The 25,097-nt window shown below is 69.5% G+C and carries 22 protein-coding genes and 1 pseudogene; 9 read left to right on the top strand and 14 right to left on the bottom strand.

The genetic code is table 11. The features are described from left to right. Positions 1-112 precede the first annotated feature (112 nt). The 6 genes from ACIBCA_RS05790 to ACIBCA_RS05765 form a co-directional block, all read right to left on the bottom strand. Positions 113-2,662: a SpoIIE family protein phosphatase gene (locus ACIBCA_RS05790; protein ID WP_396281559.1), complete on the bottom strand. Its 2,550-nt coding sequence runs from the start codon at positions 2,660-2,662 to the stop codon at positions 113-115. Between the two features lie 311 nt (positions 2,663-2,973). Next, positions 2,974-5,670 (bottom strand): SpoIIE family protein phosphatase, encoded by a 2,697-nt coding sequence (locus tag ACIBCA_RS05785; RefSeq protein WP_396281558.1) that lies wholly within the window; start codon positions 5,668-5,670, stop codon positions 2,974-2,976. A gap of 270 nt (positions 5,671-5,940) precedes the next feature. Beyond that, positions 5,941-6,375: an NUDIX domain-containing protein gene (locus ACIBCA_RS05780; protein WP_396281557.1), complete on the bottom strand. Its 435-nt coding sequence runs from the start codon at positions 6,373-6,375 to the stop codon at positions 5,941-5,943. Between the two features lie 17 nt (positions 6,376-6,392). Next, complete coding sequence (locus ACIBCA_RS05775; RefSeq protein ID WP_396281556.1) at positions 6,393-6,572, bottom strand: SPOR domain-containing protein; 180 nt, start codon at positions 6,570-6,572, stop codon at positions 6,393-6,395. Positions 6,573-6,699: 127 nt separating this feature from the next. Continuing rightward, a complete protein-coding gene (locus ACIBCA_RS05770) occupies positions 6,700-8,205 on the bottom strand; it encodes a DUF4190 domain-containing protein (RefSeq protein WP_396281555.1) in 1,506 nt (501 codons plus the stop codon). 211 nt (positions 8,206-8,416) lie between these two features. Then, the gene (locus tag ACIBCA_RS05765) at positions 8,417-9,235 is read right to left on the bottom strand and encodes a methyltransferase domain-containing protein (protein ID WP_396281554.1); all 819 of its coding nucleotides are present in this window, start codon (positions 9,233-9,235) and stop codon (positions 8,417-8,419) included. A gap of 180 nt (positions 9,236-9,415) precedes the next feature. Between ACIBCA_RS05765 and ACIBCA_RS05760 the strand changes: the two are divergent. Continuing rightward, a pseudogene (locus ACIBCA_RS05760) lies at positions 9,416-10,554 on the top strand (dihydrofolate reductase family protein). A 119-nt stretch (positions 10,555-10,673) separates the two neighbouring features. Then, entirely contained in the window at positions 10,674-11,291 is a 618-nt protein-coding gene (locus tag ACIBCA_RS05755; RefSeq protein ID WP_396281809.1) for an HAD-IA family hydrolase, read from the top strand. 148 nt (positions 11,292-11,439) lie between these two features. Here the strand turns inward: ACIBCA_RS05755 and ACIBCA_RS05750 are convergent, their stop codons facing one another. After that, positions 11,440-11,694, bottom strand: a complete 255-nt coding sequence (locus tag ACIBCA_RS05750) for a Txe/YoeB family addiction module toxin (protein WP_396281553.1) — start codon at positions 11,692-11,694, stop codon at positions 11,440-11,442. Further along, the gene (locus ACIBCA_RS05745) at positions 11,691-11,972 is read right to left on the bottom strand and encodes a type II toxin-antitoxin system Phd/YefM family antitoxin (protein ID WP_396281552.1); all 282 of its coding nucleotides are present in this window, start codon (positions 11,970-11,972) and stop codon (positions 11,691-11,693) included. The genes ACIBCA_RS05750 and ACIBCA_RS05745 overlap by 4 nt, the downstream gene beginning before the upstream one ends. A gap of 322 nt (positions 11,973-12,294) precedes the next feature. On the opposite strand from ACIBCA_RS05745, the gene ACIBCA_RS05740 reads away from it, so the two are divergent. The 5 genes from ACIBCA_RS05740 (at position 12,295) to ACIBCA_RS05720 (ending at position 18,155) form a co-directional block, all read left to right on the top strand. Then, positions 12,295-12,738 carry a CPCC family cysteine-rich protein gene (locus ACIBCA_RS05740; RefSeq protein WP_396281551.1) on the top strand — a complete coding sequence of 148 codons (444 nt, stop codon included), beginning with the start codon at positions 12,295-12,297 and terminating at the stop codon, positions 12,736-12,738. Further along, a complete protein-coding gene (locus ACIBCA_RS05735) occupies positions 12,735-13,460 on the top strand; it encodes a HEAT repeat domain-containing protein (protein WP_396281550.1) in 726 nt (241 codons plus the stop codon). The genes ACIBCA_RS05740 and ACIBCA_RS05735 overlap by 4 nt, the downstream gene beginning before the upstream one ends. A gap of 137 nt (positions 13,461-13,597) precedes the next feature. Next, on the top strand, positions 13,598-14,119 hold the full coding sequence (locus ACIBCA_RS05730; RefSeq protein ID WP_396281808.1) for a DUF6000 family protein: 522 nt from the start codon (positions 13,598-13,600) through the stop codon (positions 14,117-14,119). A gap of 439 nt (positions 14,120-14,558) precedes the next feature. Beyond that, a complete protein-coding gene (locus tag ACIBCA_RS05725; protein ID WP_396281549.1) occupies positions 14,559-15,533 on the top strand; it encodes an AAA family ATPase in 975 nt (324 codons plus the stop codon). Between the two features lie 6 nt (positions 15,534-15,539). Next, on the top strand, positions 15,540-18,155 hold the full coding sequence (locus tag ACIBCA_RS05720; RefSeq protein WP_396281548.1) for a S8 family peptidase: 2,616 nt from the start codon (positions 15,540-15,542) through the stop codon (positions 18,153-18,155). An 86-nt stretch (positions 18,156-18,241) separates the two neighbouring features. Here the strand turns inward: ACIBCA_RS05720 and ACIBCA_RS05715 are convergent, their stop codons facing one another. Genes ACIBCA_RS05715 through ACIBCA_RS05690 form a run of 6 tightly spaced genes read right to left on the bottom strand, consistent with a single transcriptional unit; the run spans position 18,242 to position 22,987 of the window. Then, positions 18,242-19,378 carry a hypothetical protein gene (locus tag ACIBCA_RS05715; protein ID WP_396281547.1) on the bottom strand — a complete coding sequence of 379 codons (1,137 nt, stop codon included), beginning with the start codon at positions 19,376-19,378 and terminating at the stop codon, positions 18,242-18,244. A 9-nt stretch (positions 19,379-19,387) separates the two neighbouring features. Continuing rightward, positions 19,388-20,062 (bottom strand): histidine phosphatase family protein, encoded by a 675-nt coding sequence (locus ACIBCA_RS05710; protein ID WP_396281546.1) that lies wholly within the window; start codon positions 20,060-20,062, stop codon positions 19,388-19,390. 10 nt (positions 20,063-20,072) lie between these two features. Beyond that, entirely contained in the window at positions 20,073-21,068 is a 996-nt protein-coding gene (locus ACIBCA_RS05705; protein ID WP_396281545.1) for a nucleotidyltransferase domain-containing protein, read from the bottom strand. 34 nt (positions 21,069-21,102) lie between these two features. Continuing rightward, the gene (locus ACIBCA_RS05700; RefSeq protein WP_396281544.1) at positions 21,103-22,005 is read right to left on the bottom strand and encodes a phosphotransferase; all 903 of its coding nucleotides are present in this window, start codon (positions 22,003-22,005) and stop codon (positions 21,103-21,105) included. Between the two features lie 26 nt (positions 22,006-22,031). Continuing rightward, entirely contained in the window at positions 22,032-22,715 is a 684-nt protein-coding gene (locus ACIBCA_RS05695; protein ID WP_396281543.1) for an ATP-binding protein, read from the bottom strand. Then, positions 22,712-22,987, bottom strand: coding sequence for a hypothetical protein (locus ACIBCA_RS05690; RefSeq protein ID WP_396281542.1), 276 nt, complete (start codon positions 22,985-22,987; stop codon positions 22,712-22,714). The genes ACIBCA_RS05695 and ACIBCA_RS05690 overlap by 4 nt, the downstream gene beginning before the upstream one ends. Positions 22,988-23,240: 253 nt before the next feature. Here ACIBCA_RS05690 and ACIBCA_RS05685 point away from each other — a divergent pair, with 253 nt between their 5' ends. Together ACIBCA_RS05685 and ACIBCA_RS05680 are read left to right on the top strand one after the other, a co-directional pair. After that, positions 23,241-24,515: a helix-turn-helix domain-containing protein gene (locus ACIBCA_RS05685; RefSeq protein ID WP_396281541.1), complete on the top strand. Its 1,275-nt coding sequence runs from the start codon at positions 23,241-23,243 to the stop codon at positions 24,513-24,515. After that, on the top strand, positions 24,512-25,060 hold the full coding sequence (locus tag ACIBCA_RS05680) for a flavoprotein (protein ID WP_396281540.1): 549 nt from the start codon (positions 24,512-24,514) through the stop codon (positions 25,058-25,060). The genes ACIBCA_RS05685 and ACIBCA_RS05680 overlap by 4 nt, the downstream gene beginning before the upstream one ends. The last annotated feature ends 37 nt before the right edge of the window (positions 25,061-25,097 follow it).

Genomic DNA, 25,097 nt, shown 5'->3' with positions numbered 1-25,097 from the left:
GCACGGCCCGCGCCGACACGGCGGGCCGCCGCGCGCAGCACCCGTACGGCCCAGCGCCCGCGCGACCCGGCGCCCGCGCGACTCAGAGCCCGTACAGCCCGGCGCCCTGGGGCTACAGCGCCAGCTCGAACCAGACGATCTTGCCCTTGGGCGTGCGCCGGCTGCCCCAGCGCTCGGCCAGCAGGCTGACGAGCTGCAGGCCGCGCCCGCCCTCGTCCGTCTCCTGGGCGCGCCGCTGCCGGGGCTGGGCGTAGCCGTCGTCCCAGACCTCGCAGACCAGTCCGCGCTCGCGCAGCAGCCGCAGCCGGATCTCGCCGCGCCCGTGCTTGAGCGCGTTGGTGACCAGCTCGCTGACCAGCAGCTCGGTGGTGTCGACCAGCTCCTCCAGGCCGCGCGAGAGCAGCCAGCTGCAGGCCAGTTCGCGGGCCTTGGCGACGGAGGTGGGCTCGGGCGGCAGGAACCAGTTGCCGACGGCGTCCTCGGGGAAGGCGTGCACCTTGGCCATCAGCAGGGCGATGTCGTCCTCGCCGTGGTGCGGGTCGAGCTCGCCGAGCACGTGGTCGCAGAGGTCCTCCAGGCCCTTGTCCTCGGCGGACAGGGCGACCCGGAACGCCTTGAGGCCCTCGTCCAGCTGGTGCTTGCGGCTCTCGACCAGTCCGTCGGTGTAGAGGCCGAGCACGGCGCCGTCGGGCAGGGTCAGCTCGACCTCCTCGAAGGGCTCGCCGCCGACGCCCAGCGGCAGGCCCGGCGGCACGTCGAGCATCCGGGCGGGCTCGCCGGGGCTGAGCAGGACGGGCGGCAGGTGGCCGGCGTTGGCGAAGACGCAGCGGCGGGTGACGGCGTCGTAGACGGCGTACACGCACGTGGCGAGGTAGACCTCGCGGGCCTCCTCGTCGGCGGAGGAGGTGAGCCGGCCGTACGGGGTGGGCGGGCCGACGGGCACGGAGTCGTCGCCGAGCCCGCGGGCGATCTCGTCGAGGGCGGTGAGCACCTCGGCCGGGTCGAGGTCGAGCATGGCGAGGGTCCGTACGGCGGTGCGCAGCTGGCCCATGGCGACGGCGGCGCGCAGGCCGCGGCCCATGACGTCGCCGATGACCAGGGCGGTGCGGTTGCCGGGCAGCGGGATGACGTCGAACCAGTCGCCGCCGACCTCGGTGTTGTTGTTGCTGGGCAGGTAGCGGCAGGCGATCTCCAGGCCGCTGGCCGCCGGGTTGCCCGGGGGCAGCAGGCTGCGCTGGAGGATCAGGGCGCGCTCGTGCTCGCGGCGGTAGAGCCGGGCGTTGTCGATGCAGACGGCGGCGCGGGCGACGAGTTCCTCGGCGATGGCGACGTCGCGGGCGTCGAAGGGCTCGCTGCCGATGGCGCGGGAGAGCTGGACGAGGCCCAGCACCTGGTCGCGGGCGACCAGCGGGACGATCAGGGTGGAGCGCAGCAGAGGGTCCGGGCCGGGCTCGGGGACGACGCTGCGGCCGGTGCGCAGCGCCCGCGCGTGCGGGGAGCGGCGCGGGTAACAGAGGGTGCCGCCGGCCTCGGCGATCGGCAGGCCCGTGACGGAGCCGAGCACCGAGGAGGCGCCGCCGATGACGCTGGAGACGGCGACGCGGCGCAGTTCGCCGCTGCCGTCGGTGAGGACGCCGTCTCCGAGGCGGCCGGCGCTGGGGACGGTCTCGCCGGAGAGCAGCGCGGTGTAGAGGTCGACGGTGGCGAGGTCGCAGAACGGCGGGACGACGACGTCCAGGAGTTCCTTGGCGGTGGTCTCCAGGTCGAGGGTGGAGCCGATGTGCGCGCTGGCCTCGTTGAGCAGGGCGAGGTTGCGGCGCACGCCGTCCGCCTCGCGCTCGGCGACGTGGCGGCTGGTGACGTCGGAGACCTGCCCGGCGACGCCCATGGGCTGCCCGGCCGCGGCGTTGAGGCGGTAGAGCGAGACGGCCCAGAGCCGGTTGCCCTCGCGGGTGGGGACGGTGCCGTGGAAGCGCAGGTCGAAGACGGGTTCGCCGGTGGCGAGGACCTTGCGCAGGGCGGCGGTGAGCCGGTCGGCCTCGCTGGCCGGGAAGATGTCGTGGGCGGTGAGCCCCTCGAGGTCGGCGGGGGCCAGGCCCATGCCGGAGGCGAAGGCGTCGTTGACGCGCTGGAGGCGCAGCCGGTCGTCGAAGAGCACGAAGCCGGTGGGGGTCTGCCCGAAGACGGCCTCGGAGGCGGCGAGGTCGGTCTCGATGCGGCGCAGCCGGCCGAGGTCGACGGCGAGGCAGGTGGCGCCAGCGGTGGGCAGGGCGCTGTCGGGCATCAGGTAGAGCTCGGCGAGCCCTTCGCCGCCGTCGGCCTCCCGGTAGGGGGTGGTGCCGACCCATTCCTCGCCGGCGAGGGTGCGTTCCAGCCGGGCGCGGCCGCGCTGCCAGAGCTCGCGGGGCACGAAGGTGGTGATGGGGTCGGCGCCGACCGCCTCGGCGGCGGGGATGCCGAAGAACTCGGCGGCGCGCTCGCTCCACTGGCTGATCCGCCCGTCGGGGCCGATCGCGAAGGTGGCGACGCGGATGTAGTCGTAGATCGACCCCGGGTCACCGGCGCCCCACGCCCGGCCCTCGGCCCGGTCGCCGGTTGGGGGGCTGTGACGGGGCGGGGTCGGGTCCGTGCCCGGTGGTGCCGGGGGTGGGGGCAGGTGCAAGGCACCCGCCTGCCCGGGTACAGCGGCATGACCGCTGCTGCTCGGCGCGTTCCGCGCCGGGGTGCTGTTCAACGGACCGACCCCTCCAACCCGCGACCGTCCGGATGTCGAGAAGACCGAGTATTCATCATCGAGGGGTACGTTCACACGCCCTCAACATCACAACATCAGATCGGGCGAAGGTTTTTGTCCTACCGCCCGCGCAACCACAATGCCACGTCCGCGCCCCCTGCCGGGGTGCGCGCTCCCCCTGGGGGCGTGATGGCATATGCGAGCCGGGCCCGCGGCGGCCCCCGGGAGCCCGCCGGGGCTCAGGGCCGGTCCTCCTCGCCGTCCGGCAACGCCTGTTCGAACCAGACGACCTTGCCCATGCCCTCGGCCCTGGCTCCCCAGCGCAGTGCGAGGCGGCGGACGAGTTCCAGGCCCCGGCCGCCCTCGTCGGCCTCGGCCGCGTGGCGCTCCCGGGGAGGGTCGGGCAGCGGGTCGGAGATCTCGACGAGCAGCGCCTCACCGAGCGTCAGCCGTACCCCGATCGGGGCGCTGGCGTAGCGGACGGCGTTGGTGACCAGCTCGCTGACCAGCAGTTCGGCGGTGTCGGTGAGCTGCTCGACGCCCCATTCGGCGAGGGTGGCGCGCACCAGGCGGCGGGCCCGGGAGACGGCGGTGGGCTCGGCGGGCAGGGTCCAGCCGGCGGTGAGGGTGCCGGCCTGGCCGTGGCCGAGCCGGGCGAGCAGCAGGGCGACGTCGTCGGGTTCGCGGCCCTGCTCCATGGTGTCGAGGACGGCCTCGCAGGCGGCCTGGATGGAGGCGTACGGCTCCTGGAGCACGGTGACGAGCCGTCCGAGGCCCACGTCGAGGTCCTTGTCCCGGGACTCGACCAGGCCGTCGGTGCACAGGGCGAGCAGGCTGCCCTCGGGGATCTTGAGTTCGACGGATTCGAACGGGACGCCGCCGACGCCGAGCGGGGCGCCGGAGGGCAGGTCGAGGATCCGGCCCCGGCCGCCGGGCAGCGGGCCGCCGGTGCGGGTGGGCCCGTCGGCCCCCTCGCCGGGCACGACCAGCACCGGGGGGATGTGCCCGGCCTTGGCGACGATCAGCTTCGAGGTGCCCGGGTCGTAGACCGCGTAGACGCAGGTGGCGAGCAGCGCCTCGTCCGGGCCCTGGGCGAGGTCGTCGGCGAGTTCGTGGACGTGCCGCAGCAGGACGTCCGGCGGCAGGTCGAGGGCGGCCAGCACCCGTACGGCGGTGCGCAGCCGGCCCATGGTGGCGGCGGCCCGCAGGCCGTGGCCCATGACGTCGCCGACGACCAGGGCGGTGCGGTCCCCGGGCAGGGGGATGACGTCGAACCAGTCGCCGCCGACCTCGGTGCCGCTGCTGCCGGGCACGTAGCGGTAGGCGACCTCGACGCCGGTGGGCTGGGGGACCTGCTGCGGGAGCAGGGTGCGCTGGAGGGTGAGGGCGGCGGTGCGCTCGCGGGCGTAGAGGCGGGCGTTGTCGAGGGAGCTGCCGGCGCGGTCGGCGAGTTCGACGGTGAAGGCGAGGTCGTCGCGGTCGAAGCCCTCGCGGTAGCCGGCGCGGCTGACGAGCAGCAGGCCGATGACGATGCCGCGGGCGCGCAGCGGGACGACCAGCAGGGAGTGCACGCCCAGGTCGTGGGCGGCCTCCATCTTGGGGTCGCCGGGGTAGGTGACGTCGTCCAGCTGGTCGGCGCCGGAGATCAGTTCGGGCACGCCGGTGCGCAGCACCCGTCCGCAGGCGGAGTCCTCGGCGAAGGTGATCCGGGCGCCGCGCCGCAGCATCACCTCGACCTCGGGGCCGTCCTGGACGGAGGCGGTGCCGAGCTGGAGCAGGGAGGTGCGCCGGTCGTGGCCGTGCCGGGGCAGGTCGTCGCCGTGGGCGACGGCCTGGAGCAGGATCACCGCGGAGTGGTCGGTGAGGCGGGGGACGACGGAGCTGGCGAGCTCCTGGGCGATGCGGGAGGCGTCGAGGAGGTCGCCGACGCGGGAGCCGAACTCGTTGAGCAGCGAGAGCCGGCGGCGGGCGTGCTCGACCTTGGCGACGGCCCGGTAGCGCTCGGTCACGTCCATGACGGTGCCGGAGATACCGAGGACGCGGCCGGAGCGGTCGGTCATCCGGCTGTAGGAGATCGAGCGGTAGCCGGAGCGCGCGGTGACCGGGGAGGCGAGGGTGACGTCGATGACGGGCTCGCCGGTGGCCAGCACCTGCCGCTGGATGGCGGTGACCTCGTCGGCGGCGCGCTCGGGCAGGGTCTCGCCGGTGGTGCGGCCGACGTGGTCCTCCGGGGCGACGCCGTTCATCTCGGCGAGGGTCTGGTTGACGGCGGTGTAGCGCAGGTCGGTGTCCATGATGGCGATGCCGAGCGGGGACTGCTCGAACAGCGCGTCGCGCACCGCGAGGTCGCGCTCGACGGCCCGAACGGCGAACGCCTCGGCCAGGTTGGCCTGGAGGAACGGGGTGCCGTCGCCGTCGACGAGCAGGGAGATCCGGGCGTCGACGGCGACCGGCAGGCCGTCCCGGTCGAACAGCTCGGCGTGGCCGGCCCAGCGGCCGTTGCGCAGGGTGTCCTGGATCGCGGCCCGGATGCGGCCGACCTGCTCCTGGTCGGGGATCAGCTCCTCGATGCGGCGGCCGACGAGCAGTTCGCTGGGCCAGCCGAGCAGTTCCTCGGCGGCGGGGCTCCACAGGACCACCCGGCCCGCGGTGTCCAGGATCGCGATGGCGACCTTGAGCATGTCGAGCAAGCCGCCCCCGGGGGGCGCGGCGGGGCCGTACGGGGCGTCGGCGGGGCCGCCGGGGAAGGGGCGGCCGGGGCGGCTGCGCAGGCCCGGGCTGCCGGCGGCGTCGGGAAGCGTGAGGGAGGGCGCTGGGTGCGCGGGAGGGGCGTGCGGGGCCGCCTCGGGCGCCGGGGCGGGGTTCGTCGCGGTCGGGCCGTCCGGGCCGCCTCGTCCCCGACGGCGGACCGGCGGGGGCTGCGGGCCGCCCGCCACGGCGCCCCTGCGCAGCCGGGCACGGGCGGCGGCGCTCCCCGCGGATCCCGCCGTCCGTCGCTCTCCCCCGCGACCGTTCCCGGTACTCGGCACCGACGAGACCTCCGACTCTGGTCGGGATCGGCGGCGCCGGGCTGGGGCGGCTCACCGATGGTGACGAACTGGGCCGAAAAGTGACATACCCAGCAGGACCCAGGCTATCCCGGCTTATGGGTCGTCTTGTCCGATTGACCTATCCGGGCGAGCGCGCGTCGCCGGTCGTTTCGCGGCTCAGCCTCGAAGGCCCTGGAGCAGCGGGGCGACGTGCGGCAGGACGTCGCGGTCGTGGACGAGCCAGTCGACGGAGTCCAGCTCCTCCGGCCCCAGCCAGCGCAGCTCGTCGTGCTCCAGCAGCGGCCGCGGCTCGCCGTCCAGCAGCTCCGCCGTCCAGAACCGCAGCTCCAGGCCCGGCCGGACGGTCCACGCGCCGGGCAGCCGGCTCAGCGCCCGGGCCCGTACGCCCAGCTCCTCCAGCAGCTCGCGCTCCAGCGCCTGCTCCTCGGTCTCACCCGGCTCGGCCTTGCCGCCGGGGAACTCCCATCGGCCCGCCACCGACGCGGGCGTGCTGCGGCGGGCGGCGAGCACCCGACCGCGGTGGACCAGGGCGCCGCCGACGACGATCCGGGGGGCGGGGGTGTCGCTGGAGGTCTCGGTGGGCTCGTCCATGGCCCGACCCTACGGCCTCAGCCGGCGGCGGCGTCCTGCTGCTGCGCCTCGACCTCGGGCTCGACCCAGTAGAGCTGCTTGTGGCCGCGGGCCTCGAACTCGGCGGCCAGGCGCTCCGCCTCCGCCCGTTCCAGGCCCGCCGCGACCAGGAAGCGGTTGCCGTTGTCGTCCTGTCGCATCACCCGATGAACGCCCATGGCCCGATCGTAGAGGCCCCGGCCCGCGTGGGGGTCGGGCCGGGGCTCGCCCGCGACCCTACGAGGGGCGCGCTACCGCGCGGTACGGGCGCGGTTAACGACGGGTAACGTCCGGTGGGACCGGTCTTCACACCCGGAGGTCGGGTGCCTGTTCCCCGGTGGCCAGGCCCAGCGAGCGCCGCACCTCCACGCTCAGCGGGACGGTCTTCCCCACCAGGGCCTGCGCCCGGCGGATGTCGCCGGGCAGGTCCGAGCCGTCGACGGCGTCGTCCCAGGCCGAGGCCGCCTGCTCCTGGGCCGTGGCGAGCTTGGCCACCTTCGGGGCGACCTCCGGCGACCACTTCGACGAGGCCGCGCGCAGCGCCCCGGCCTCGGCGCGGGAGGCGGCGGCCATCTTCCGGGCCCACTCGCGGTGGGCGGCGGGGTCGGTGGTCGCGTCCTTCTTCGGGCGGTTGGCGGAGGCGCCGTTGAAGTCCCGCACGGCCTCCAGGTATGCCAGTTGGGCGGCGTTCAGCTTGCTCCGGTCGGTGCGGACCGTCCCCACGTGCTGGTCGTCGCGGTCCTCGAAGCCGCAGGTGACGACGCGGTCGCCGCGCAGCCAGTTGAGCTTCGTCGGGTAGAGGTAGACGTCGTCCATGCCGTCCGGCACGGCCCAGCTGTCGAGCGCGTACTCGTCGAGCACCTTGCGGCACAGCTCCGCGGACCGCTCCCGGATCTCGCTCTCGCCCGGGTAGGCCGTGTGCGCGGCGTCGGTGAGCGAGACGGCGCCGGCCACCTCGCCGTGGTGGGCCTCCGTGCAGGCGACCCGGCGCACCCAGTACACCGTCTCGTCGCCGCTCGGGCCGGCCGAGCTGCCGCCCTCCGCCGAGCTGTAGCAGTCCCCGGTCCTCAGCTCGGACCAGTGCACCATCCCCGCCGGCACCTTGCCGCCGCCTCGGGCCGACCGGTCGTTGTCGCGGGCCGAGCTGAAGTCCGTCACGCCCATGGCGAGGGCGAACAGCAGCGTGCCGATCGCACCGAGCACCACGCCCGTCACGGCCATGCCCCGGCCGCGCTCGCGGCCGGACTTGAGCTGGACGAGCGCGATGATGCCGAGCACCAGGGCCACCGGCGAGACCAGGGTCAGGCCCGTCACCAGGGAGGCGACGGCGAGGCCGTTGGTGGCCGGGGCGGCGGGCGCGGGCACCGGGTAGGGGTGGCCGAACGCCTGGCCGTAGGGCTGGCCGTACGGGGGCGGAGTGCCGGGCATGCCGGGCTGGAGGCCGGACTGCGCGGACGGCGGCACCGAGGCCCAGCCGCCGGAGGGCAGCGGCGGGGGCGGCGGCTGGGGCGGGGATCCGGCCGGGGCGGGGGTGGGGGTGGGGCTCGGGGTGGCGGCGGCCTGCGGCGGGGCCCACGGGTTGGCCGGCTCGGCGGCGGGGGCCGCGGGTTCCGGGGCGGGAGCGGGAGGTGCCGGGGCCTCCGCCGCAGGGGCGGGTGCCTCGGCCGGGGCGGGTGCCTCGGCGTCGGCCTTCAGGAGGTCGATGCGCGGGTCCCGCTGCGGCGCGGCCTTGGCGGGCTCACCGGCGGGCTCACCGATGGCCTCACCGGCGGGCGACTCCGGCTCCGGGCCGGGCAGCTCGGACTTCGACACGTAGGACTCCCCCGGCCCGCCGCGACGGACCTCAGCTCCGGTGGTTCGACTCGTCGGCTCGGATCCCCGGCGGCGGCGGGTCGGACGGACCCGAACCGACCCGGTACGAGCGGACGCGCGACTCTATCGGATCATCCCGACCATTCGCCGCGCCATTACCCCCGGCCCCGCCCCGGCCCCCTCCCCCACGCTCGCCGTCCACCCCCGCCGCTCACCCCCGCGCCAGGACCTCGCCGTGCAGCATCGAGAACCAGCCGTCCCCGGCCGCCGCCCACTCCCGCCAGCCGTCCGCGATCCGCTCCAGTTCCGCGCGGTCCGCGAGGCCCCGATCGACCACCGTCCGTCCGAACGCCGTGCCGGTCGTCCGGTCCGCCCACATCCCGGCCCACCACGCGCGCCGGTCGGGCGTCGCGAAGGTCCAGGTGCCGGTGCTCGCCTCGACCTCGGCGAAGCCCGCCTCCCGTGCCCAGGCCAGCAGCCGCCGACCGGCGTCCGGCTCGCCGCCGTTGCCGCGGGCGACCTGCCGGTACAGCTCCGACCAGCGCTCCAGCGCGGGCGCTTCGGGGTACCAGGTCATCGTCGCGTAGTCGACGTCCCTGGCCGCGACCACCCCGCCGGGCGCCGTCACCCGGCGCATCTCGCGCAGCGCGCCCACCGGGTCGGTCACGTGCTGGAGCGTCTGGTGGGCGTGGACGACGTCGAACTCCCCGTCCCGGTACGGCAGTCGGTGCACGTCCGCGCAGGCGAACTCGACGTTGGACAGGCCGCGCCCGGCCACGTACTCGGCCGCCTGCGCCAGCACCTCGGCGGAGGTGTCGACGGCGACGACCCGCCCCTGCGGTCCGACCAGCTCGGCCAGGTCGGCGGTGATCGTGCCGGGCCCGCAGCCGACGTCCAACAGGGCCTGCCCGGGCCGTAGTTCGGGCAGCAGGTAGGCCGCCGAGTCGGCGGCCGTACGGGAGCGGTGCGAGCGCAGCACGGCCTCCTGGTGGCCGTGGGTGTAGACGGCGGCGGGCTGCTGACCGGTCATGGAAGTCCCCCTGCGAGTGTTCGTCGAGCCTCTTCTGCGATCGGCTCCGACGCTAGCCGAGGATCCACATCCCGAGAAGATTCGTCCCACATTCCGGTCACCTGACGCCCCGGCGCCACCGCGCCGCCGTACCGTGGAGACCGCCCAGCCCCCCCCCCCCCCCGAGAGAACGGTCCGCCGATGCCCGGCCAGCGCCCCTTCGTCCTGCTGAGCGCCGCGATGTCGCTCGACGGGTACCTCGACGACGCCTCCCCCGAGCGGCTGCTGCTCTCCAACGCCGCCGACTTCGACCGGGTCGACGAGGAGCGCGCGGCGGCCGACGCGATCCTGGTCGGCGGCAACACCCTGCGCGCCGACAACCCGCGCCTGCTGGTCGCCTCCCCCGCCCGGCGCGCCGACCGGATCGCCGCCGGGCGCCCCGAGTACCCGCTCAAGGTGACGCTCAGCGCGAGCGGCGACCTCGACGCCGGCCTGCGGTTCTGGCACACCGGCGGCGCCAGGCTCGCGTACACCACCGACGCCGGGGCGGCCGTGCTGCGCCCCCGGCTGGACGGCCTGGCGGAGGTGGTCGCCCTCGGCGCGGCGGTGGACCTCGGCGCGGTGCTGGACGACCTGGGGGCCCGCGGGGTGCGCCGGCTGATGGTCGAGGGCGGCGGCGGGGTGCACACCCAGTTCCTGGCCCAGGGCCTCGCGGACGAGCTGCACCTGGCCGTCGCCCCGCTGCTCGTCGGCCAGGCGGAGGCGCCGAGGTTCGTCCGCCCGGCCGCGTTCCCCGGCGGCCCGGGGCGAAGGATGCGCCTGTTGGAGGCACGTACGGTGGGCGATGTCGTCCTGCTCAGGTACGCCCCCAAGGAGCCCGCCCCGTGACCAGCCCCGCCATCGACCTCGACCACCTGCGCCGGGCGGTCGAGCTCTCCCGCCTGTGCCCGCCCTCCACGACGGCCTTCTCGGTCGGCGCGGTGATCGTCGGCGCGGACGGCGAGGTGCTGGCCGAGGGCTTCAGCCGGGAGAGCGACCCCCACGACCACGCCGAGGAGGCGGCCCTGGCCAAGCTCCCGGCGGGCGACCCGCGGCTGCGCGGGGCGACGGTCTACAGCAGCCTGGAGCCCTGCGGGCAGCGCGCCTCCCGGCCGGCGCCCTGCGCCCGGCTGCTGATCGCGGCGGGGGTGCCGCGGGTGGTGGTCGCCTGGCGCGAGCCGGACCTGTTCGTCGCCGACTGCCAGGGGACGGCCCTGCTGGAGGCGGCCGGCGTCGAGGTGGTGGAGCTGCCGGAGCTGGCCGAGGAGGCGAGGGCGGTCAACGCCCACCTGCTCGGATGATCTTTTGTATCCTATATAAACAAAAGACTCATCTCCCGCTGCCGCCATTCTCCCCGAGGAGTCGCCCCGTGCCCACCCCCGCGCCGATCCGGATCACCACCCGCGCCCTTCTCCTGGACATGGACGGCACCCTGGTCAACTCCGACGCCGTCGTCGAACGCTGCTGGGGCCGCTGGGCCGAGCGGCAGGGCCTCGACCCCGCCACCGTCCTCGCCGTCGCCCACGGCCGGCAGGGTCACGCCACCATGGCCGCCCTCCTCCCGGACCGCCCCGCCGAACTCAACCTCGCCGAGAACGAGCGCATGCTCGCCGAGGAGCGCGCCGACACCGAAGGCGTCGTCCCCGTCCCCGGAGCCCCCGCCTTCCTCGCCGCCCTGGCCGGACTCCCCCACGCCCTCGTCACCTCCGCCGACCTGCCCCTCGCCGAGGTCCGCATGGCCGCCGCGGGCCTGCCCCTCCCGCCCGTCCTGATCACCGCAGAATCCGTCGGCGCCAGCAAGCCCGACCCCGAGGGCTTCCTCAAGGGCGCCGCCGCCCTCGGCTTCGCCCCCGCCGACTGCCTCGCCCTCGAAGACTCCGCCGCCGGCCTCGCCGCCGCCCACGCCGCCGGCATCCCCACCCTCGGCATCGGCCCCCGCGCCCTCCCCCACCACCCCACCGCCCACACCCCCACCCTCACCCCCGTCACCATCACCCCCAACCCCGACGGCACCCTCACCCTCACCATCCACCCCTGACCCACCCAACGCCGAAGGGGCCGGACTCCAGGTGGAGTCCGGCCCCTTCCGGGCACGACGACAGCTCAGACGTTGAAGCGGAAACGTTGATTCCGAGGGCCCAAGTCAGCACGGAGTCAGCACCGTGACAGCACGCCAGGACCGGGAATCAGTAGTGGTAGCGGGCCGCCAGGATGATGATCTCCCGGTCGGTGACCAGATAGACGAGGCGATGCTCGTCATCGATCCGCCGCGACCAGGCTCCTGGCAGGTGGTACTTCAGCGGCTCGGGCTTGCCGATCCCGGTGAACGGATCGCGCAGGACGTCCTCGATGAGCTTGTTGATCCTCACGAGCGTCTTGCGATCGTTCTTGAGCCAGGACGCGTAGTCCTCCCAGCCCTGTTCTTCGAAGACGAGCCTCACTCGACACCCCGCCCGGCATCAGCCGGGTCGGGGTCGATGAGCGTGCGCTCGGAGAGCCCTATGCCGTTCAGCGCGTTGTCGTACGCCTTCAGCAGGCGACGCGCGTTCGCCGGCGAACGCAGGAGGTAGGAGCCCTCGCGCAAGGAGGCGTAATCCTCGGCGGAGACGAGCACGGCATTTCCGTGCTTGGACACGATCTCGATGGCGTCATGGTCCTCGTTGACCTTCTTGATCAACGGGAAGAGATCCCTGCGGGCCTCGCTCGCGGTGATGGACATGGCGCGAACCCCCTTCGGCAAGTGGTACCGAATAACGTACCACCCAAGCGGGGCTTCCGGGACGGCCGATACGGACTCCCCCGAGTCAGCACCAAGTCAGCACGGAAACAAGGAGAGGGTCGGGCTCGATGGAGCCCGACCCTCCCCGACCTGCACACTTGCCAAATCAAGGGATCACACGTTGAAGCGGAATGTCTGCCATCCGATCCTGACCTGCGGCGGAGTCGCATACGGCGCCCTGACCAGGCATTTCTCCGTTGGCGTGCGTTGGGGCCCGACGGCCGGCAACGGGTGTCCTGCGGACTGTCTGCGGACTGGCAGGGTGCGCCGAGACCGTGGAAATCCGTGGCACAACGACCTGCCCGTCGGCGAGACTGCGCAGGTGAGCCACCACTGCCCCTGTCCCTGCTGCGGACACCTCGTGCTCGACGAGATGCCCGGCTCGTACGAGATCTGCCCCGTCTGCTTCTGGGAGGACGACGGGGTCCAATTCCGGTGGCCGACCATGGACGGCGGGGCGAACAAGGTCTCCCTGATCGAGGCCCAGCGCAACTACCGGGACTTCGGCTCCTGCGACCAGCGCAGCCGGAAGCACGTACGTCCGCCGACGAACAAGCCGCTCGACCCGGCCTGGCGTCCCATCGACCTTGCGGTTGATTCCTTTGAGGACTGGGAAGCCGAGGAACGCGCCCCGTGGCCGACCGACCGCTCGGTGCTCTGCTGGTGGCTGCCGACCTTCTGGCGCCGCGACCATTCGGCATCATGACATCCCACATCGAGACACTCGTCCAGCAGCTGGACGGAGAAGCCGGCGCATCGTACGACGCCCGCGCGGAGCTGATCTGGATCGGCCCCGACTCCATCCCCGCAATCATCGACGGGCTGCCTTCCCTCGGTACCTTCGGCCAGTTGACCGCCATCGAGGTCTTCGAAGAGGTGGCCGACCCTCGGTGCGGGCCGGCCCTGATCAGCCTGCTGGACAGCGAGAACCCCACCGTCCGCGAATGGGCAGCGATGGCCCTGGCAAACCTGGAGGTCGACGGCGCCGTCGAACCTGTGCGCCGCGCCTACCGAGGCTGCTTGGAACGAGCGACCCCGCCGGACTGGTCCGAACCCGTCGGCATCCGCTGGGCCCTGACCGAGCTTGGCGCCCGCACCCCCGTCGTCCCCCCGCTCACCGCCCGCCTGCGCGCGGCTGGTGGCCCAGACAGCCCCGGCTGGCCCACAGCCCACTTCGTAGAGATCATCGACGACCTCGCCGACCACAACCAGCTGATCCTCTACTCCCAGTTCTGGAAGCTGGAAGGCGAGCACACGTACGGGATCTCGGGCACCAGCCTCGACTGGCAGCTCGACTGGACCGCACCCTGGGAGGACCTGGTCGAGGAGGCACGAGGGTGGTCCCTATTGGAGGCCACAGAAGCGCCCGTCGGTGAAAACGTCTTCGTCTCGCCCACGTGGATCGACTACACCGACCTCCACCCCTGAGCCCACCCACGCACGCGAGGTGACGACATGTCGTTCCGGCGCCCAGAGGAGCTCGGCTACGCCCACGTGATCAAGCACTACGTGACGACGAAGGACTCGGATCACCCGCGCTACCTAGAACTGAACGGCTCCCGCTCCTGCGTCCAGGGTGGCCACACGCCAAACGCTTTGGCCAACACCTGATCGACGACGCGGCCACGATCACCGACGCCAAGCTGGAAGCTGTTCTCGCCTATGAGTGGCGCGCGCGGCTCACCGCCGCCTGGCTGATCGGCGTCGGGCAGCGCGAGGCATTCCGCGAGCGCATCGGCAGCCTGCTCCTGGACAGCGAGGTCTGCTACTCCGGCAAGGGCTACTGCTTCGCCCTGGCCCGCCTCGGCACCCACGAGGACGCCGAGATCATTTGCGCCTACCTCGACCGCTACCTGCCGCAAACCGACCTCCGCTACGACCAGCCCGAGGCCCTCGGCGCCCTTCTCCGCCTCGACGTCCAACTCGGCACCCACCACGCCGACCGCTTCACGGGGGCCGACGGCCTCTGGGACCACTGGGTCCGGGCCCTGGTACACCTCCGCGACCACCCCAGCTTCACCCCCGACGAGCAGCGCCGCTGGACCGATCTCCAGTGCGACTTCGCGGCCGGCTGGTCCTGTCCGTAACCACAGCCGTCTGACTGCAGCTACGTGAAGTCCGCATACGCCATATGCCGCCCAGGGCAGACACACATCGTGATGGACGCGACAACCGCCCCCAACGCCAGGGGGCAGGGTGATAGCGGAAGGCGGCAGCTCCTCTGGCCTGCACGTGGGCCGTTGCCGCCCGCAAAGTTGGTTCAGACATGGGGTCACGATGCTGATCGGCCACTTGATCTACTAGACGCAGACCGCGAACCGGCTGAGTCACCAATCCCGCACTGAGAGCGATACTGCTGGAAATGCGGTACGGTGACCACCGACCCATGCCATGACGGAGCACGGCCTGTCAGCGCAGTGCGGCACTCTGGAGTAGCGCAGCCTGCTGACCCCAGGCTGGGTCAGCAGGCTAGCCAAGCTGCTTCGATCTACTCGATGACGAGCCAAGCAGGATCAGGGAGGAGCGATGGCCCGCGCTGATCTGCTCTTGCAGCTTGTGCAAGCGGCCCTGACACACGACGAGCGCCGCGTACGTGGAAGCGTGGAAGCACTGGCAAGCGAGGAGAGGCTGAAGAGGCACACGGTACTCGCTGACGAGCTGACACGCCTCCTGCGAACCTCACCGCCCCCTCCAAACAGCCACAGGCAGCCGGGTCATCAGCACACCGATGGGCTGATGGAGGTACACCCTAAGCGTCGCCTTGCCGATCTTGCACTACCTGAATCCGCGAGCGAGGACCTCTGGGCCTTGGTCGAGGAACAGCATCGAGCTGACTTGCTCAGGGCCTACAACCTAGAGCCAAGGCACCGCGTACTGCTGATCGGCCCGCCCGGCAACGGCAAAACATCTTGCGCCGAAGCACTTGCGGCCGAACTGGCGGTACCACTGCTAGTTCTTCGCTACGAGAAAGTCATCACGAGCTACCTAGGTGAGACCAGCCTAAACCTTGGGCGGGTGCTTGATGAAGCTCGCCTTCGCCATTGCGTACTTTTCTTGGACGAATTCGACACCCTAGCCAAAGAGCGAGGGGATGAGCATGATACTGGCGAAGTAAAGCGAGTGGTCAGCACACTCCTCATGCAGATCGACCAGCTTCCGTCTCACGTTGTCGTGTGCGCCGCAACAAACCATAGCGAGCTGCTCGATCGTGCAGTATGGCGCCGGTTTCAGCTGAAACTGAGCCTTCCAAATCCCACTCGAGACCAGCGAGTTAGGTTTGCACAAGGCTTGCGCGAGCGGCTTGGCATGGGGTATGAAAGATCCCCTCGGACCATAGTCGACCGATTGGGTTCGATCAGCTACGCAGAGCTCGAAGATTTCTTCCTGGAACTCAGGCGTCGACAGATCCTTGCAGGGGACCTAGACGGCGAGAGCGAAGAATTGCTGACTAAGGCATTGAGCAGCTGGAACAATCGAGCTAGAGGCACAGAGGGAGACTGACCCTTCGTGAGCATTCCCGCGCCGTCGCAGCATCCCATTCTCTTCTTTCCAAATCCTGCTGCGGCCGCACGCGAGCCACTGAGCGGCGCCGGCGGGTCGAAGAGCATTGCTTTTCCTGGGGCTTCAGCCCAGAAGAAGAGACTTGGCGGCGCGTGGACTGCTCTAGAGCAGATGCTGGAGTCTGGCAACGCTTCAATCGATGGCCAACTATCTGGCGTCGATCCGGAGCTGGTCCTCGTCATGGAGATCATTGGCGACGTCGAAGAGTTTTATAGAGCTGTCGCCAAGATCGAGGGCTTCGAGTATCTAGCGGAAATCGACGAGGGAGACATCGATGGTGCCGGAAATTTCGTAAACACGGAAGAGCCTTCGGCACATTTCGATGGAACCCTTTACATGGTTGCCAGCAACCAAAGCGGATTGAAAGAGGTCCTTAAGCTTTGGGGCCTATATAGCAGCGATACCGCCAAATTCCCCCATGGCATGACCCGCTGGCGCGATGTTTTTGCCCGCCTCATCGATCTGCGGAGATGGTCCGCGAAGGACAGGCTGCGCGGCACGGGGATCCTTGAACAGTTTCACGAGCGCATTGAAGCTGGAACTGAAATTATTCCAGTTGAACTCGAACTTTGGTATCGCGAGAGTGGAACACGGCGAGCTTCAGCAGAAGCGAAAGTCAGAGATTCAATTTCCCTTTGTGGCGGAACTGCAGTAGCAAGCTGCGCAATTCCAGATATTGGCTACCATGGGATGCTGGCCCACCTTCCCATGCAGGCAATTCAATCCATCCTTGACGAGCAATATGAAGATATTTCGCTAATCAGGGCAGATGAAATTGCATTCTTCAGGCCAGAGGCTCAGTCGGCATTTCCTATCGCGGATGAGATTCCCCAAAGTACAGATTATCCGGAGCTTGAAACCCGACATGCCACGGGTGGTCCTCTAGTCGCTGTTCTCGACGGTTACCCTCTCGCACAGCACGCTGCACTTCGAAATTCGGTCGTTATTGATGATCCCGATGACTGGGATTCAGATATCTCGGCACACGACAGGCAACACGGAACGGCTATCGCAAGCTTGGTTCTGCATGGCGATAGGGCCAGTCAGCAGGGAGAGAGCCTGCGCAGACCGATCTATGTGCGGCCTGTCCTGCGCCCTGAGGACTCCTGGGCCTCTCGCGAGGAGCGATTTCCACCAGATCAGCTTGCCATTGACCTCGTCCATCGGTCGCTTGTTAGGTTGCTAGCGGCGCCTGCAGAGTCGGGCGGCAATAACCCAATTAAGCTAGTCAATCTGTCGCTGGGAGACGCAAGCCTACAGCTCGCGTCCACTATGAGCCCATGGGCGCGCCTACTTGACTGGTTTGCCCACCGCTACCAAGTCCTCTTTGTCATCAGCGCTGGCAATCACCGCCGCCCACTCGCCTACCCTTATCCTCCCGACGATTTCGACAAGATCGCAGCGGACTCTCTTCGTCAAGAGACATTGCGTTTGCTTGTAGCCGGCGCAGAGAAAAGCAGAATCCTGAGCCCGGCAGAATCAATCAATGGGCTTTGTGTTGGCGCATCTCACGATGACTCAGCGGAAGCCTTCGTTGTTGGTCGCCGGGTAGATGTTCTGCCAGATGCGCCGCGAGGCAAGGAAGCACTTCCCAGCCCTGTCACCGCTATCGGTATGGGCTACCGACGTAGCATCAAACCAGATCTCCTCGCCCCCGGCGGTCGAACTCTTTATCGGAAGCGCGTCAGCGGGAGCCAAGAGCCACCCACATTGCTGGACTTCTTGCCAGCTGCAAGCGTAGGACCTGGGCTGACTTGCGCCTCTCCATCCGACATTCCCGGAAATCTAAGCGGAATTCGATATTTCCACGGAACATCTGGTGCGGCCGCCATAGTCTCTCATCATGGAGGACTCTTCCTTGAACTGCTGAGCGACATGAGCGGAACAAAGCAGGATATCCCCGAGAAGTATTGGGGCGCGCTCACCAAGAGTGCCCTCGTCCATTCTGCCTGCTATCCCGATGCAATTGGCGAGCTAAAGGAAGCCTTCGCCGAAATTCCGCCCGAGAAGATGAGAGAGGCCGTCTCTCGATTCTATGGATACGGCACTCTCGATGCCGAGCGGATCCGAAATTGCACCTCCAATCGAGCCACAGTTCTCGGTTGGGGAGAACTGGGCGATGGTGAAGCCGACCTCTACGAGTTCCCACTTCCGCCAAGCTTGGCCGGAAAAGCGATGCCCCGCCGATTTGTGATTACGCTTGCCTATTTCTCGCCGATCCTTCGGTTCGATAGGAAGCACCGAGCTGCGCAGCTTTATTTCCTACCCAAAGCCGATACCCTGCAGGTCAAGCGAACAGATGCAAACTGGCAGAGCGTCCGTCGCGGCACGGTGCAGCACGAGGTATTGCGGGGAGATCGTGCTGCCGTCTACCTTGACGGCGACTCGCTTTCCTTGCAGGTTAACTGTCGATCTCTATCGGGAAGGCTCTCCGAGAAGGTGCTGTATGGGCTTACAGTCAGCCTCGAGGTTCCTGTGGAGACGGGGCTTTCAATCTACACAGAAGTGGCTACGCGCTTGCGGACCCGCGCTCGGGTCCGCATCGGGGGCCAAGATCGTTAGCCTGGCCCGTCTTTGCCAGGGACGGCGGGATGAGGCATTTCCGCCGCGCATGTTGGACTTCCAGCCGCGCGGGAGCCACGAGGTCCTTACTCGGGGGCACGGTCGGCATGCTCGAAAAATCCCATCGCGGCCATCACGGTGGCCAGCCTTGGCTTACTCATAATCCAGTCGCTGTTGCCGTGCCCGATGGCGAGCCGGAGTGCGTCAATGACGGCGGCTTCGGGCTCGGCTGGCAGGGCCATGTGTGCCCGCATGAAGTGCTTGAAGAGCGCGGGTAGTTGTTCGGGGCGGATTCCGCTCTTCTCCTTGAGGGAGAAGAGCGGAAGAAACCAGGTCTCGAACGCGGCCCTCGTCCTCGTGCTGGCTCTGTACGACTCATACATCGGCCGGAGATCCGCTGTGTGGTCATAGGGGAGGTGGCCGTGCAGGGCGTACTGCAGCCGAATGCCGAGGTGCTCTCGGAAGTGCTGACCGTGGGCTGCGATGTGGTTGGCCGCGTTCTGGGTGATGGTCATCACGGCTGTGTCCGCCTGGTGCCTTCGTGCTGCGGCGAGGACAGTCGCGTGGATGCCGACCCGCGGGTCGAGGACGAGGCCGGCGAGTCCGAGCGGTGAAAGGTCGATACCGTGGTCGCGGGTTCGGGTGAGAATCAGGCGCTGGGTGACGTTGCCGGCGGTGTTCTGTAAGTGCCTGGGCTGCTGACGGTGGCTGGCGTGGATGTCCGAGCGGTCGAGGACTGGGCGGTCCTTCGCGAGCTCGGCGACGAGGTGCAGGCCAGTGCGGGGTTGAGTCTCGGTGCTGCCGCAGGCGTTGCAGGGGTGAGAGCCGCCGCCGGTCATGTGCCCGCAGGCCCGGCACGTCGGGACGGTCTCGCGGCTAACCACGAGGGTGCCGGTCCGCAGGTTGTTCTCGATCATCTCCAGGGCCAGGATGGCCACTTCAGCGTCAGCGTCGGTCAGGGTGCCGGCTACCGGTGACTGCCCCAGCGGGTACTTGGCTGCTATGAGGTCGGCCTCGAACGCCTCGCGGACCTGCGTCCCGCCCGCTCGACGGTGTCGCAAGTCTCCCGCGAGGGTCACGGTGTTCCACAGGTGGGGCACGGATGGAGCACCGATGATGGCGTTCAGGGCTGCTGCGAGTCGAATGCCCACGGCCTTGCCCGGTTTGGCCTCGAAGGTGAAGGGCCCGTTCTGGACGGGACCGTTGAGGAACAGCTGTCGCACGGGCTCCTCCTAGATCGGTGGGATGGTCGTTCCCGTCCGGACGAACCGGCCGTCTCGCAGGTCGTAGTGGAGGATCGCGGCGTTGGGCATCTTGCCCTTCCGCTCCTCCACGAGGAGCTCCGGAAGGGCGCGATCTTCGAGCAACGAGCGGAGGGCGACCGCGGCGGTCTGGTGGGTGAATGCGACGACCGTGCAGGGCGTCTGGAGTTCGGACTGAGCCATGGCGGCGAACTCGGCGGCCCGTTTGCTCACGGCTTCAGCGAGGGACTCGCCACCGCCAGGCGCCGTCCAGATGTGCTTGCGTTGTCGGCGGTCCTCGGCCAGGTCCGGGTAGGTGTCGAACAGTTCGCGCTTGGTCATGTAGGTGGCGTCCCCGTAGTGCTGTTCGTCGAGGAGTGCCGTCTGCTGGGGCCACCCGCCTGAGAGGTCGGGTAGGGCGATCAGCGCGGTGTCGATCGCCCTGCGGTAGGTGGAGGTGTAGACGTGCGGCTCGTGACTCATGAGGCCCGGGAGCACCTCGGCAAGCCACTGGGCTTGACGGAAGCCGCGTGGGGTCAGCCCGACGATGCTGCGGGAGATGCCGTGGGCGGCGTCCCCACTGTAGGGGCGCGGGTCCTGGTAGAAGCCGTTGTACTTGTCGGCGTTCTCGACGGACTCGGCGTGGCGGACGATGAGCAGCATCATGGCGCGGCTCCTATCCGGCGAGGTTGGCGACGTAGGAGCCGCTGACGGTCCAGGGTGTGAGCTCGATGCCGAAGCCGCTGCGTTCGCCGTCCTGGGTGTGGACGAGCTTGCCGGACAGGTGCACGGTGTCTCCTGATCGGAACGCGCCGGTGTAGGCGCCGAGGTACGAGCGCATGTGGGTGATCCTGCGAGCGAAGGAGTCGGGTTCGTCTATGGTCGAGCTGAGGATGGTCTTGACCTTGATCCCGTAGACCGCCGGGGTGGTCAGCCCTTCGGCGTGGTCGGTGATCTTGGCCAGGAGCGAGACCTCCCCGATCTCCTTAGAGGTCACCCGGGAGAAGGTCTTGTCGCGGTCGGAGCGGATGGGCTCGCAGTTGATGTGCGCGCCGGCAATGGCGGTCAGTCCCTGGAGCTTGCGGCGCTCCTGCTTGATGAGGGCGTCGAACGAGCTGCCCTCCATGTACTTCGCGCGCCGGATGTACAGCCGTGTCAGGTCGTCCCCGTCGTACGGCCTGATCAGCTCAGGCCGCTTGAACAGCTCCTGCGCGGCCTCGTAGCCCTCCGGGCCGTAGCAGACGAGGTCGATGTCCGAGCGCTCGTTGAAGCAGCCGACGAGGAAGGAACCGGTGACGCCGATGAGGCCCAGTGCGCCGTTCGAGACGACCCAATCGGTGATCGCCAGGAGGTCCTTGCCCGCAGGGTTGTCGGCGACGGCGCCTGGCTCCTCGTGGATGGCCATCAGGGCCTGGCGGCAGGAGTAGTGGACCGCCATGTCGTCGCGCGGGATGCCGGTGATGACGCATCCAAGGGTGTCGGAGTAGACGTAGCACTCCGGCCTGCCGGCCAGGATACCGAAGGACTTCGACACGACGCTGTTCTGCCGGTAGGTCTGGCCGAACAGCCGTCGGTCGCCCTTCTCGTCGGGGTGGTACTTGACGTAACCGAGGTAGTGGCTCCCGGGGTGACTGTCGCCGATGACCTTGAAGACGACTCCGTGATGGTCCATTAGGTAGTCACGGTCGCGGACAGCAGGAACCGGCCTACCCGTGCTCAGCGGTGAACCGTTCCAGAGTGGGAAAGGTGTCGGTGTCGATCGTGCTGGCCGACTCATACTGATCAAGTCCCGTCGTGAAGAGGGTGCGGCGGTATTGCCACTTGATGTGCTTGTCGTGCCGTGCGGGGTCGGTGGGGCGCATGAGGGCGAGGAAGAAGAAGCACTTGATGAGAAGGAAGTCGCCCAGGTGCGCGCTCGCCCGCTGTCCGGTCAGGGAAGCGGTGGTCTCGTCGAGTGCGGCGATGTAGGCGGCCCGCTGCTCGGGGCTGATGGTGTAACCCTTCCCGCCGCCCTTGAAGGCCACGATGTCGAGCGCGGGGTACACGTCGTAGCCGAGCGGGATGGGGCCGTGGTGCTGCCAGTCAATGACGCCGGCCGCCAGGACGTTGGGAAGGCCGTAGTCCAGGTGCCCGTGAACCGTCGGGAGCAGGGCCAGCCGGTCGAGGGCTCGCTTGACCGTGTCGTGGACTCGTGGGGTGTCGAAGTCCGGGTTCTCCTCGAAGACTTCCTTGGCGAAGGCGGCTTTCTCGAACCAGGGCGAGGCGGGAAGAGGGTGCCTGGCCTGGGCCTGCAGAAGCTTGGACGAGACGGCGGCAGCGGTGCTGATCACATGGTCGCTGACCTGTCCGTCGCGCATGGCGTCGGCGCGGGCCTCCTCATGCAGAGAGGTGCTGCCGAGGGAGCGCTCGATGACGTAGTAGCCGCCGTTCTCGGACCCGCTGTCGACGATCTCCGGAACCGGGTAGCCGAGGCCGGCGGCGAGCCGCTGGAACTCGATCTCCTCCCGCAGGTCATCACCGCCGGTCCGCTTGTAGAGCAGGCCGTCTGCGGACTTCCACACCGCGCCTTGAGTGGCAGTTCTGTCCTTCACGAATTCCCAGTCGCTCATTCATCCATCCTTCCGTAGAGCCGAGTTCAGGTGGAGCATGCGCGGCTGCACTGGGCGGGTGGTGCGAGGGTGGGCCGGTCGCTCCCGAGGGAAAGAGCGACCGGCCCCGTCACCGCCCGGCCGGTGTGCCTGGACCAGTACGGGCGGAGTTGATGGGCGCGCGAGGCTCTGCGCTCGGAGAACCACTGGTACGCGCGGGCCCTGGATCTGACGGGGGAATGGGGGCGCGGCCTGGGACGGTCGGTGCGGACCATGCTGGCGATGAGAGCGGCGCGCCGCGCCGAGCGGGGGCGCTCGGGTACCGCGACGGCGGGTACGGCCAGCTGAGCCCAGACCTTCTTCCCGTGGGTTGTCGGCTCCGCGCCCCAGCTCTCCGATAGGCTCTCGATCATCAGCATGCCTCGACCGCAGGTCAGTTCGCCGTTCCCGAAGTTCGCCGCCCCGGTCGGCATCCTGCGCGACGGGTCGTAGACCTCGATCGCCACCCGGTCGCCGTCCGGGGAGAGGTAGACGCCAGCCAGCAGCCGCCCGGGGGCGTGGATGACCGCGTTGGCGACCAGCTCGCCGGCGACCAGGGCGATGTCGTCCAGAGCGTCCCTGTCGATTCCCCAGGAGCGGGCGATCCGCACAACGGCTTCCCGCGCTGGCGGGATGTCGTCTGGCCTGGTTCCGCTGAACGCGATGCGTCGTGCGAGAAGGGAGGTGGTCATCGGTCACCGTCGCATGCCTGGACCGCGTCGACGACGGTGTTGCACGGCCAGGCACCACAGCCGTTGCTGCACAGGCCGTCGGCGAACTGGTGGCGGCTGAGTACCTCTCGGGCGTTGGCGCTTGCAAAGGCGAGGCGCTCACGGCGCTCGGTGGCGCGGTCTGGTAGGGCTGCCACGCTGCTGATCCCCTGGTCGCCGACCGGCGCAAGAGTGGTCACGGCGTCCCGCTGGTGCGCGGTGTTGTCTCTCTGCACGTCCGAGCGGAACGCCATCGGCGCTTCTCCTTAGCCACTGGGTAGAGCCATGCTCGCGAGAGGCCGCGGATGGGCCTCGGACAGGCGGGGCTCGGGAAACCGTGATCTCCATGGGTGGGTGAGCTGCTGACGACTAGACAACTGCTTCTCGGGACAGCGTGGTTAGGTAGCGCGCCGTATGCGCATGATCCATGCAGATCGTGCATACCGGGTTGTCCTGGTGCGGATACGCTCGGCCCACCAGGCAGGATCAGCATTGGCAGGAGAGGCCATGTCGCGGACGGCCAAGGGACACTCGGCAGCGGGCGGGATCGGAGAAGTGATCCGCCGCGCAAGAGTGTTGAGCGGCCGGACGCAGGAGGATGTGGCCACCGAACTGGGCTACCACCAGTCAAAGATCAGCCGGCTGGAGCGCGGCGTTGGGACGCAGGACATGGACGTTCTGCGGGCGGTCGCAGCCGTGCTCGATATCCCACTGGGGAGCCTCGGCCTGTCCTCCCATACCGGTGCGGACAGCAGGGCGGACGACATGCATCGTCGGAACTTCCTGGCCGCGAGCGTCGTCGCGCTCGCGACCCCAGCAGCCCCTCCCAGCGTGGGCATGGAGCTTGTGCAGGCACTGCTGCCTGGACCCATTCCAGCAGGTCAAGCGCCGCAGCCCCAGGCCGCGCTCAACGCCCGACTCTCCCAGGCCCGCAGGCTCTTCTACACCTGCCGGTACGCCGAGCTGGAACAAGCCCTGCCGCCTCTGATCGCCGACCTTCGCCAGGCCCAGGATGCCGCCCGTGGCGGCGACCATGTGCTGTCCGGTCTGCTTGCGACGGCCTACCAAACCGCGGTGAGCCTGCTCCTCAAACTCGGCGACCACGGCAACGCCTGGCTCGCGGTCGGCCGGGCCATGGCCGAGGCCGAACGCAGCGGCGACCCCGTTGTGATGGCCTCCAGCGTCCGCGTCCAGGTGCACGTCCTCGCCCGAGACCGGCACACAGCGCCCGCCATCACCCTCACCCGCCACACCGCCGACCAGCTCGCCGGTAGCTACGACCGGCGGTCGCCCGCCTACCTCGCAGCGCTCGGCCTCATGCTTCTTCGCGGGGTGACGGCCGCGAGTGCCGGCGGCGACCGCGCCACCACGGCCGAGTTCCTCGCCGAGGCACAGGAAGTCGCGCGCTACGTCGAACTCGACGGCCCCGATGCCTGGGCGAACTTCAGCCCGACCAACGTCGCTCTCCACTCGGTGAGCGCCTCCGTTGTCCTGGGCGACGCGGGTGCGGCCTTGGAGGCCGCCCAGCCTCTGATGCGGCGCCGCATCCCTGTTCCAGAACGCCGGGCCGCACTCTGGGTGGAGGCTGCACGGGCCTACAGCCAACAAGGCAGACTGGCCGAGGGATACAAAGCGCTCAGGATCGCGGAGAGCTGCGCGTCGGAGGACATCCGCCGACGCCCCAGCGTGCTGGAGCTGGCCGGTGACATGGCCGCTCGCGACCGGCGCGGCGCCGTCCCCGAGCTTCGTCGTTTCTGCCAGGAGTTGGGAGTCCAGGTTTGACCGGTCAGCGTGAGCCCTTCCTCTACGTCGTCGTCTGCGCTTCGGGAATCGCGGACGACGTGGGCAAGCTCATCACCGCCGCCCACAACGAGGGCTGGAAGGTCGGCGTGGTGGCTACCCCCAACGCGCTCGGCTTCATAGACCAGGAAGCCATCGAGACGCAGACCGGCTATCCCATCCGCTCGGCCTGGCGCACTCCCAGCATCCCTCAACCGCTGCCGCCAGCGGATGCCATCGCCGTCGCGCCTGCCACGTTCAACACCATCAACAAGTGGGCCGCCGGCATCTCGGACACGCTCGCGCTCGGCATCCTCTGCGAGTCATACGGACTCGGCATCCCCACCGCCGTTCAGCCGTACGTCAACTCCGCCCAGGCCGCGCACCCGGCCTATGACGAGAGCCTGGCCCGGCTCCGCTCGATGGGCGTCCTGATCGGCAACTACGTGCCGCACAAGCCCAAGGCTGGCGGAGGCCGGGACAACTACAGCTGGACCCACGTCCTCGATCTGATCCGCCCGGCCCTGAAGATCACAGGGCAGGAGTGAGCGCGTAGTGGTTCAGGTCGGCGGTCCGGCACCACGA

The sequence above is a fragment of the Kitasatospora sp. NPDC051170 genome (assembly GCF_044455705.1).
Lineage (GTDB): Bacteria > Actinomycetota > Actinomycetes > Streptomycetales > Streptomycetaceae > Kitasatospora.
Note: the sequence above shows the minus strand (reverse complement) of the source record. Positions and strands in the feature narration are given on the sequence as shown.

What these genes read in the sequence shown, in the direction of transcription:
- ACIBCA_RS05780 (WP_396281557.1), bottom strand. Translation starts at nt 6,375, where the DNA reads ATGGACGAGCCCACCGAGACCTCCAGCGACACCCCCGCCCCCCGGATC.
- ACIBCA_RS05775 (WP_396281556.1), bottom strand. Translation starts at nt 6,572, where the DNA reads ATGGGCGTTCATCGGGTGATGCGACAGGACGACAACGGCAACCGCTTC.
- ACIBCA_RS05765 (WP_396281554.1), bottom strand. Translation starts at nt 9,235, where the DNA reads ATGACCGGTCAGCAGCCCGCCGCCGTCTACACCCACGGCCACCAGGAG.
- ACIBCA_RS05755 (WP_396281809.1), top strand. Translation starts at nt 10,674, where the DNA reads ATGGACGGCACCCTGGTCAACTCCGACGCCGTCGTCGAACGCTGCTGG.
- ACIBCA_RS05745 (WP_396281552.1), bottom strand. Translation starts at nt 11,972, where the DNA reads ATGTCCATCACCGCGAGCGAGGCCCGCAGGGATCTCTTCCCGTTGATC.
- ACIBCA_RS05735 (WP_396281550.1), top strand. Translation starts at nt 12,735, where the DNA reads ATGACATCCCACATCGAGACACTCGTCCAGCAGCTGGACGGAGAAGCC.
- ACIBCA_RS05725 (WP_396281549.1), top strand. Translation starts at nt 14,559, where the DNA reads ATGGCCCGCGCTGATCTGCTCTTGCAGCTTGTGCAAGCGGCCCTGACA.
- ACIBCA_RS05710 (WP_396281546.1), bottom strand. Translation starts at nt 20,062, where the DNA reads ATGATGCTGCTCATCGTCCGCCACGCCGAGTCCGTCGAGAACGCCGAC.
- ACIBCA_RS05705 (WP_396281545.1), bottom strand. Translation starts at nt 21,068, where the DNA reads ATGGACCATCACGGAGTCGTCTTCAAGGTCATCGGCGACAGTCACCCC.
- ACIBCA_RS05700 (WP_396281544.1), bottom strand. Translation starts at nt 22,005, where the DNA reads ATGAGCGACTGGGAATTCGTGAAGGACAGAACTGCCACTCAAGGCGCG.
- ACIBCA_RS05695 (WP_396281543.1), bottom strand. Translation starts at nt 22,715, where the DNA reads ATGACCACCTCCCTTCTCGCACGACGCATCGCGTTCAGCGGAACCAGG.
- ACIBCA_RS05690 (WP_396281542.1), bottom strand. Translation starts at nt 22,987, where the DNA reads ATGGCGTTCCGCTCGGACGTGCAGAGAGACAACACCGCGCACCAGCGG.
- ACIBCA_RS05685 (WP_396281541.1), top strand. Translation starts at nt 23,241, where the DNA reads ATGTCGCGGACGGCCAAGGGACACTCGGCAGCGGGCGGGATCGGAGAA.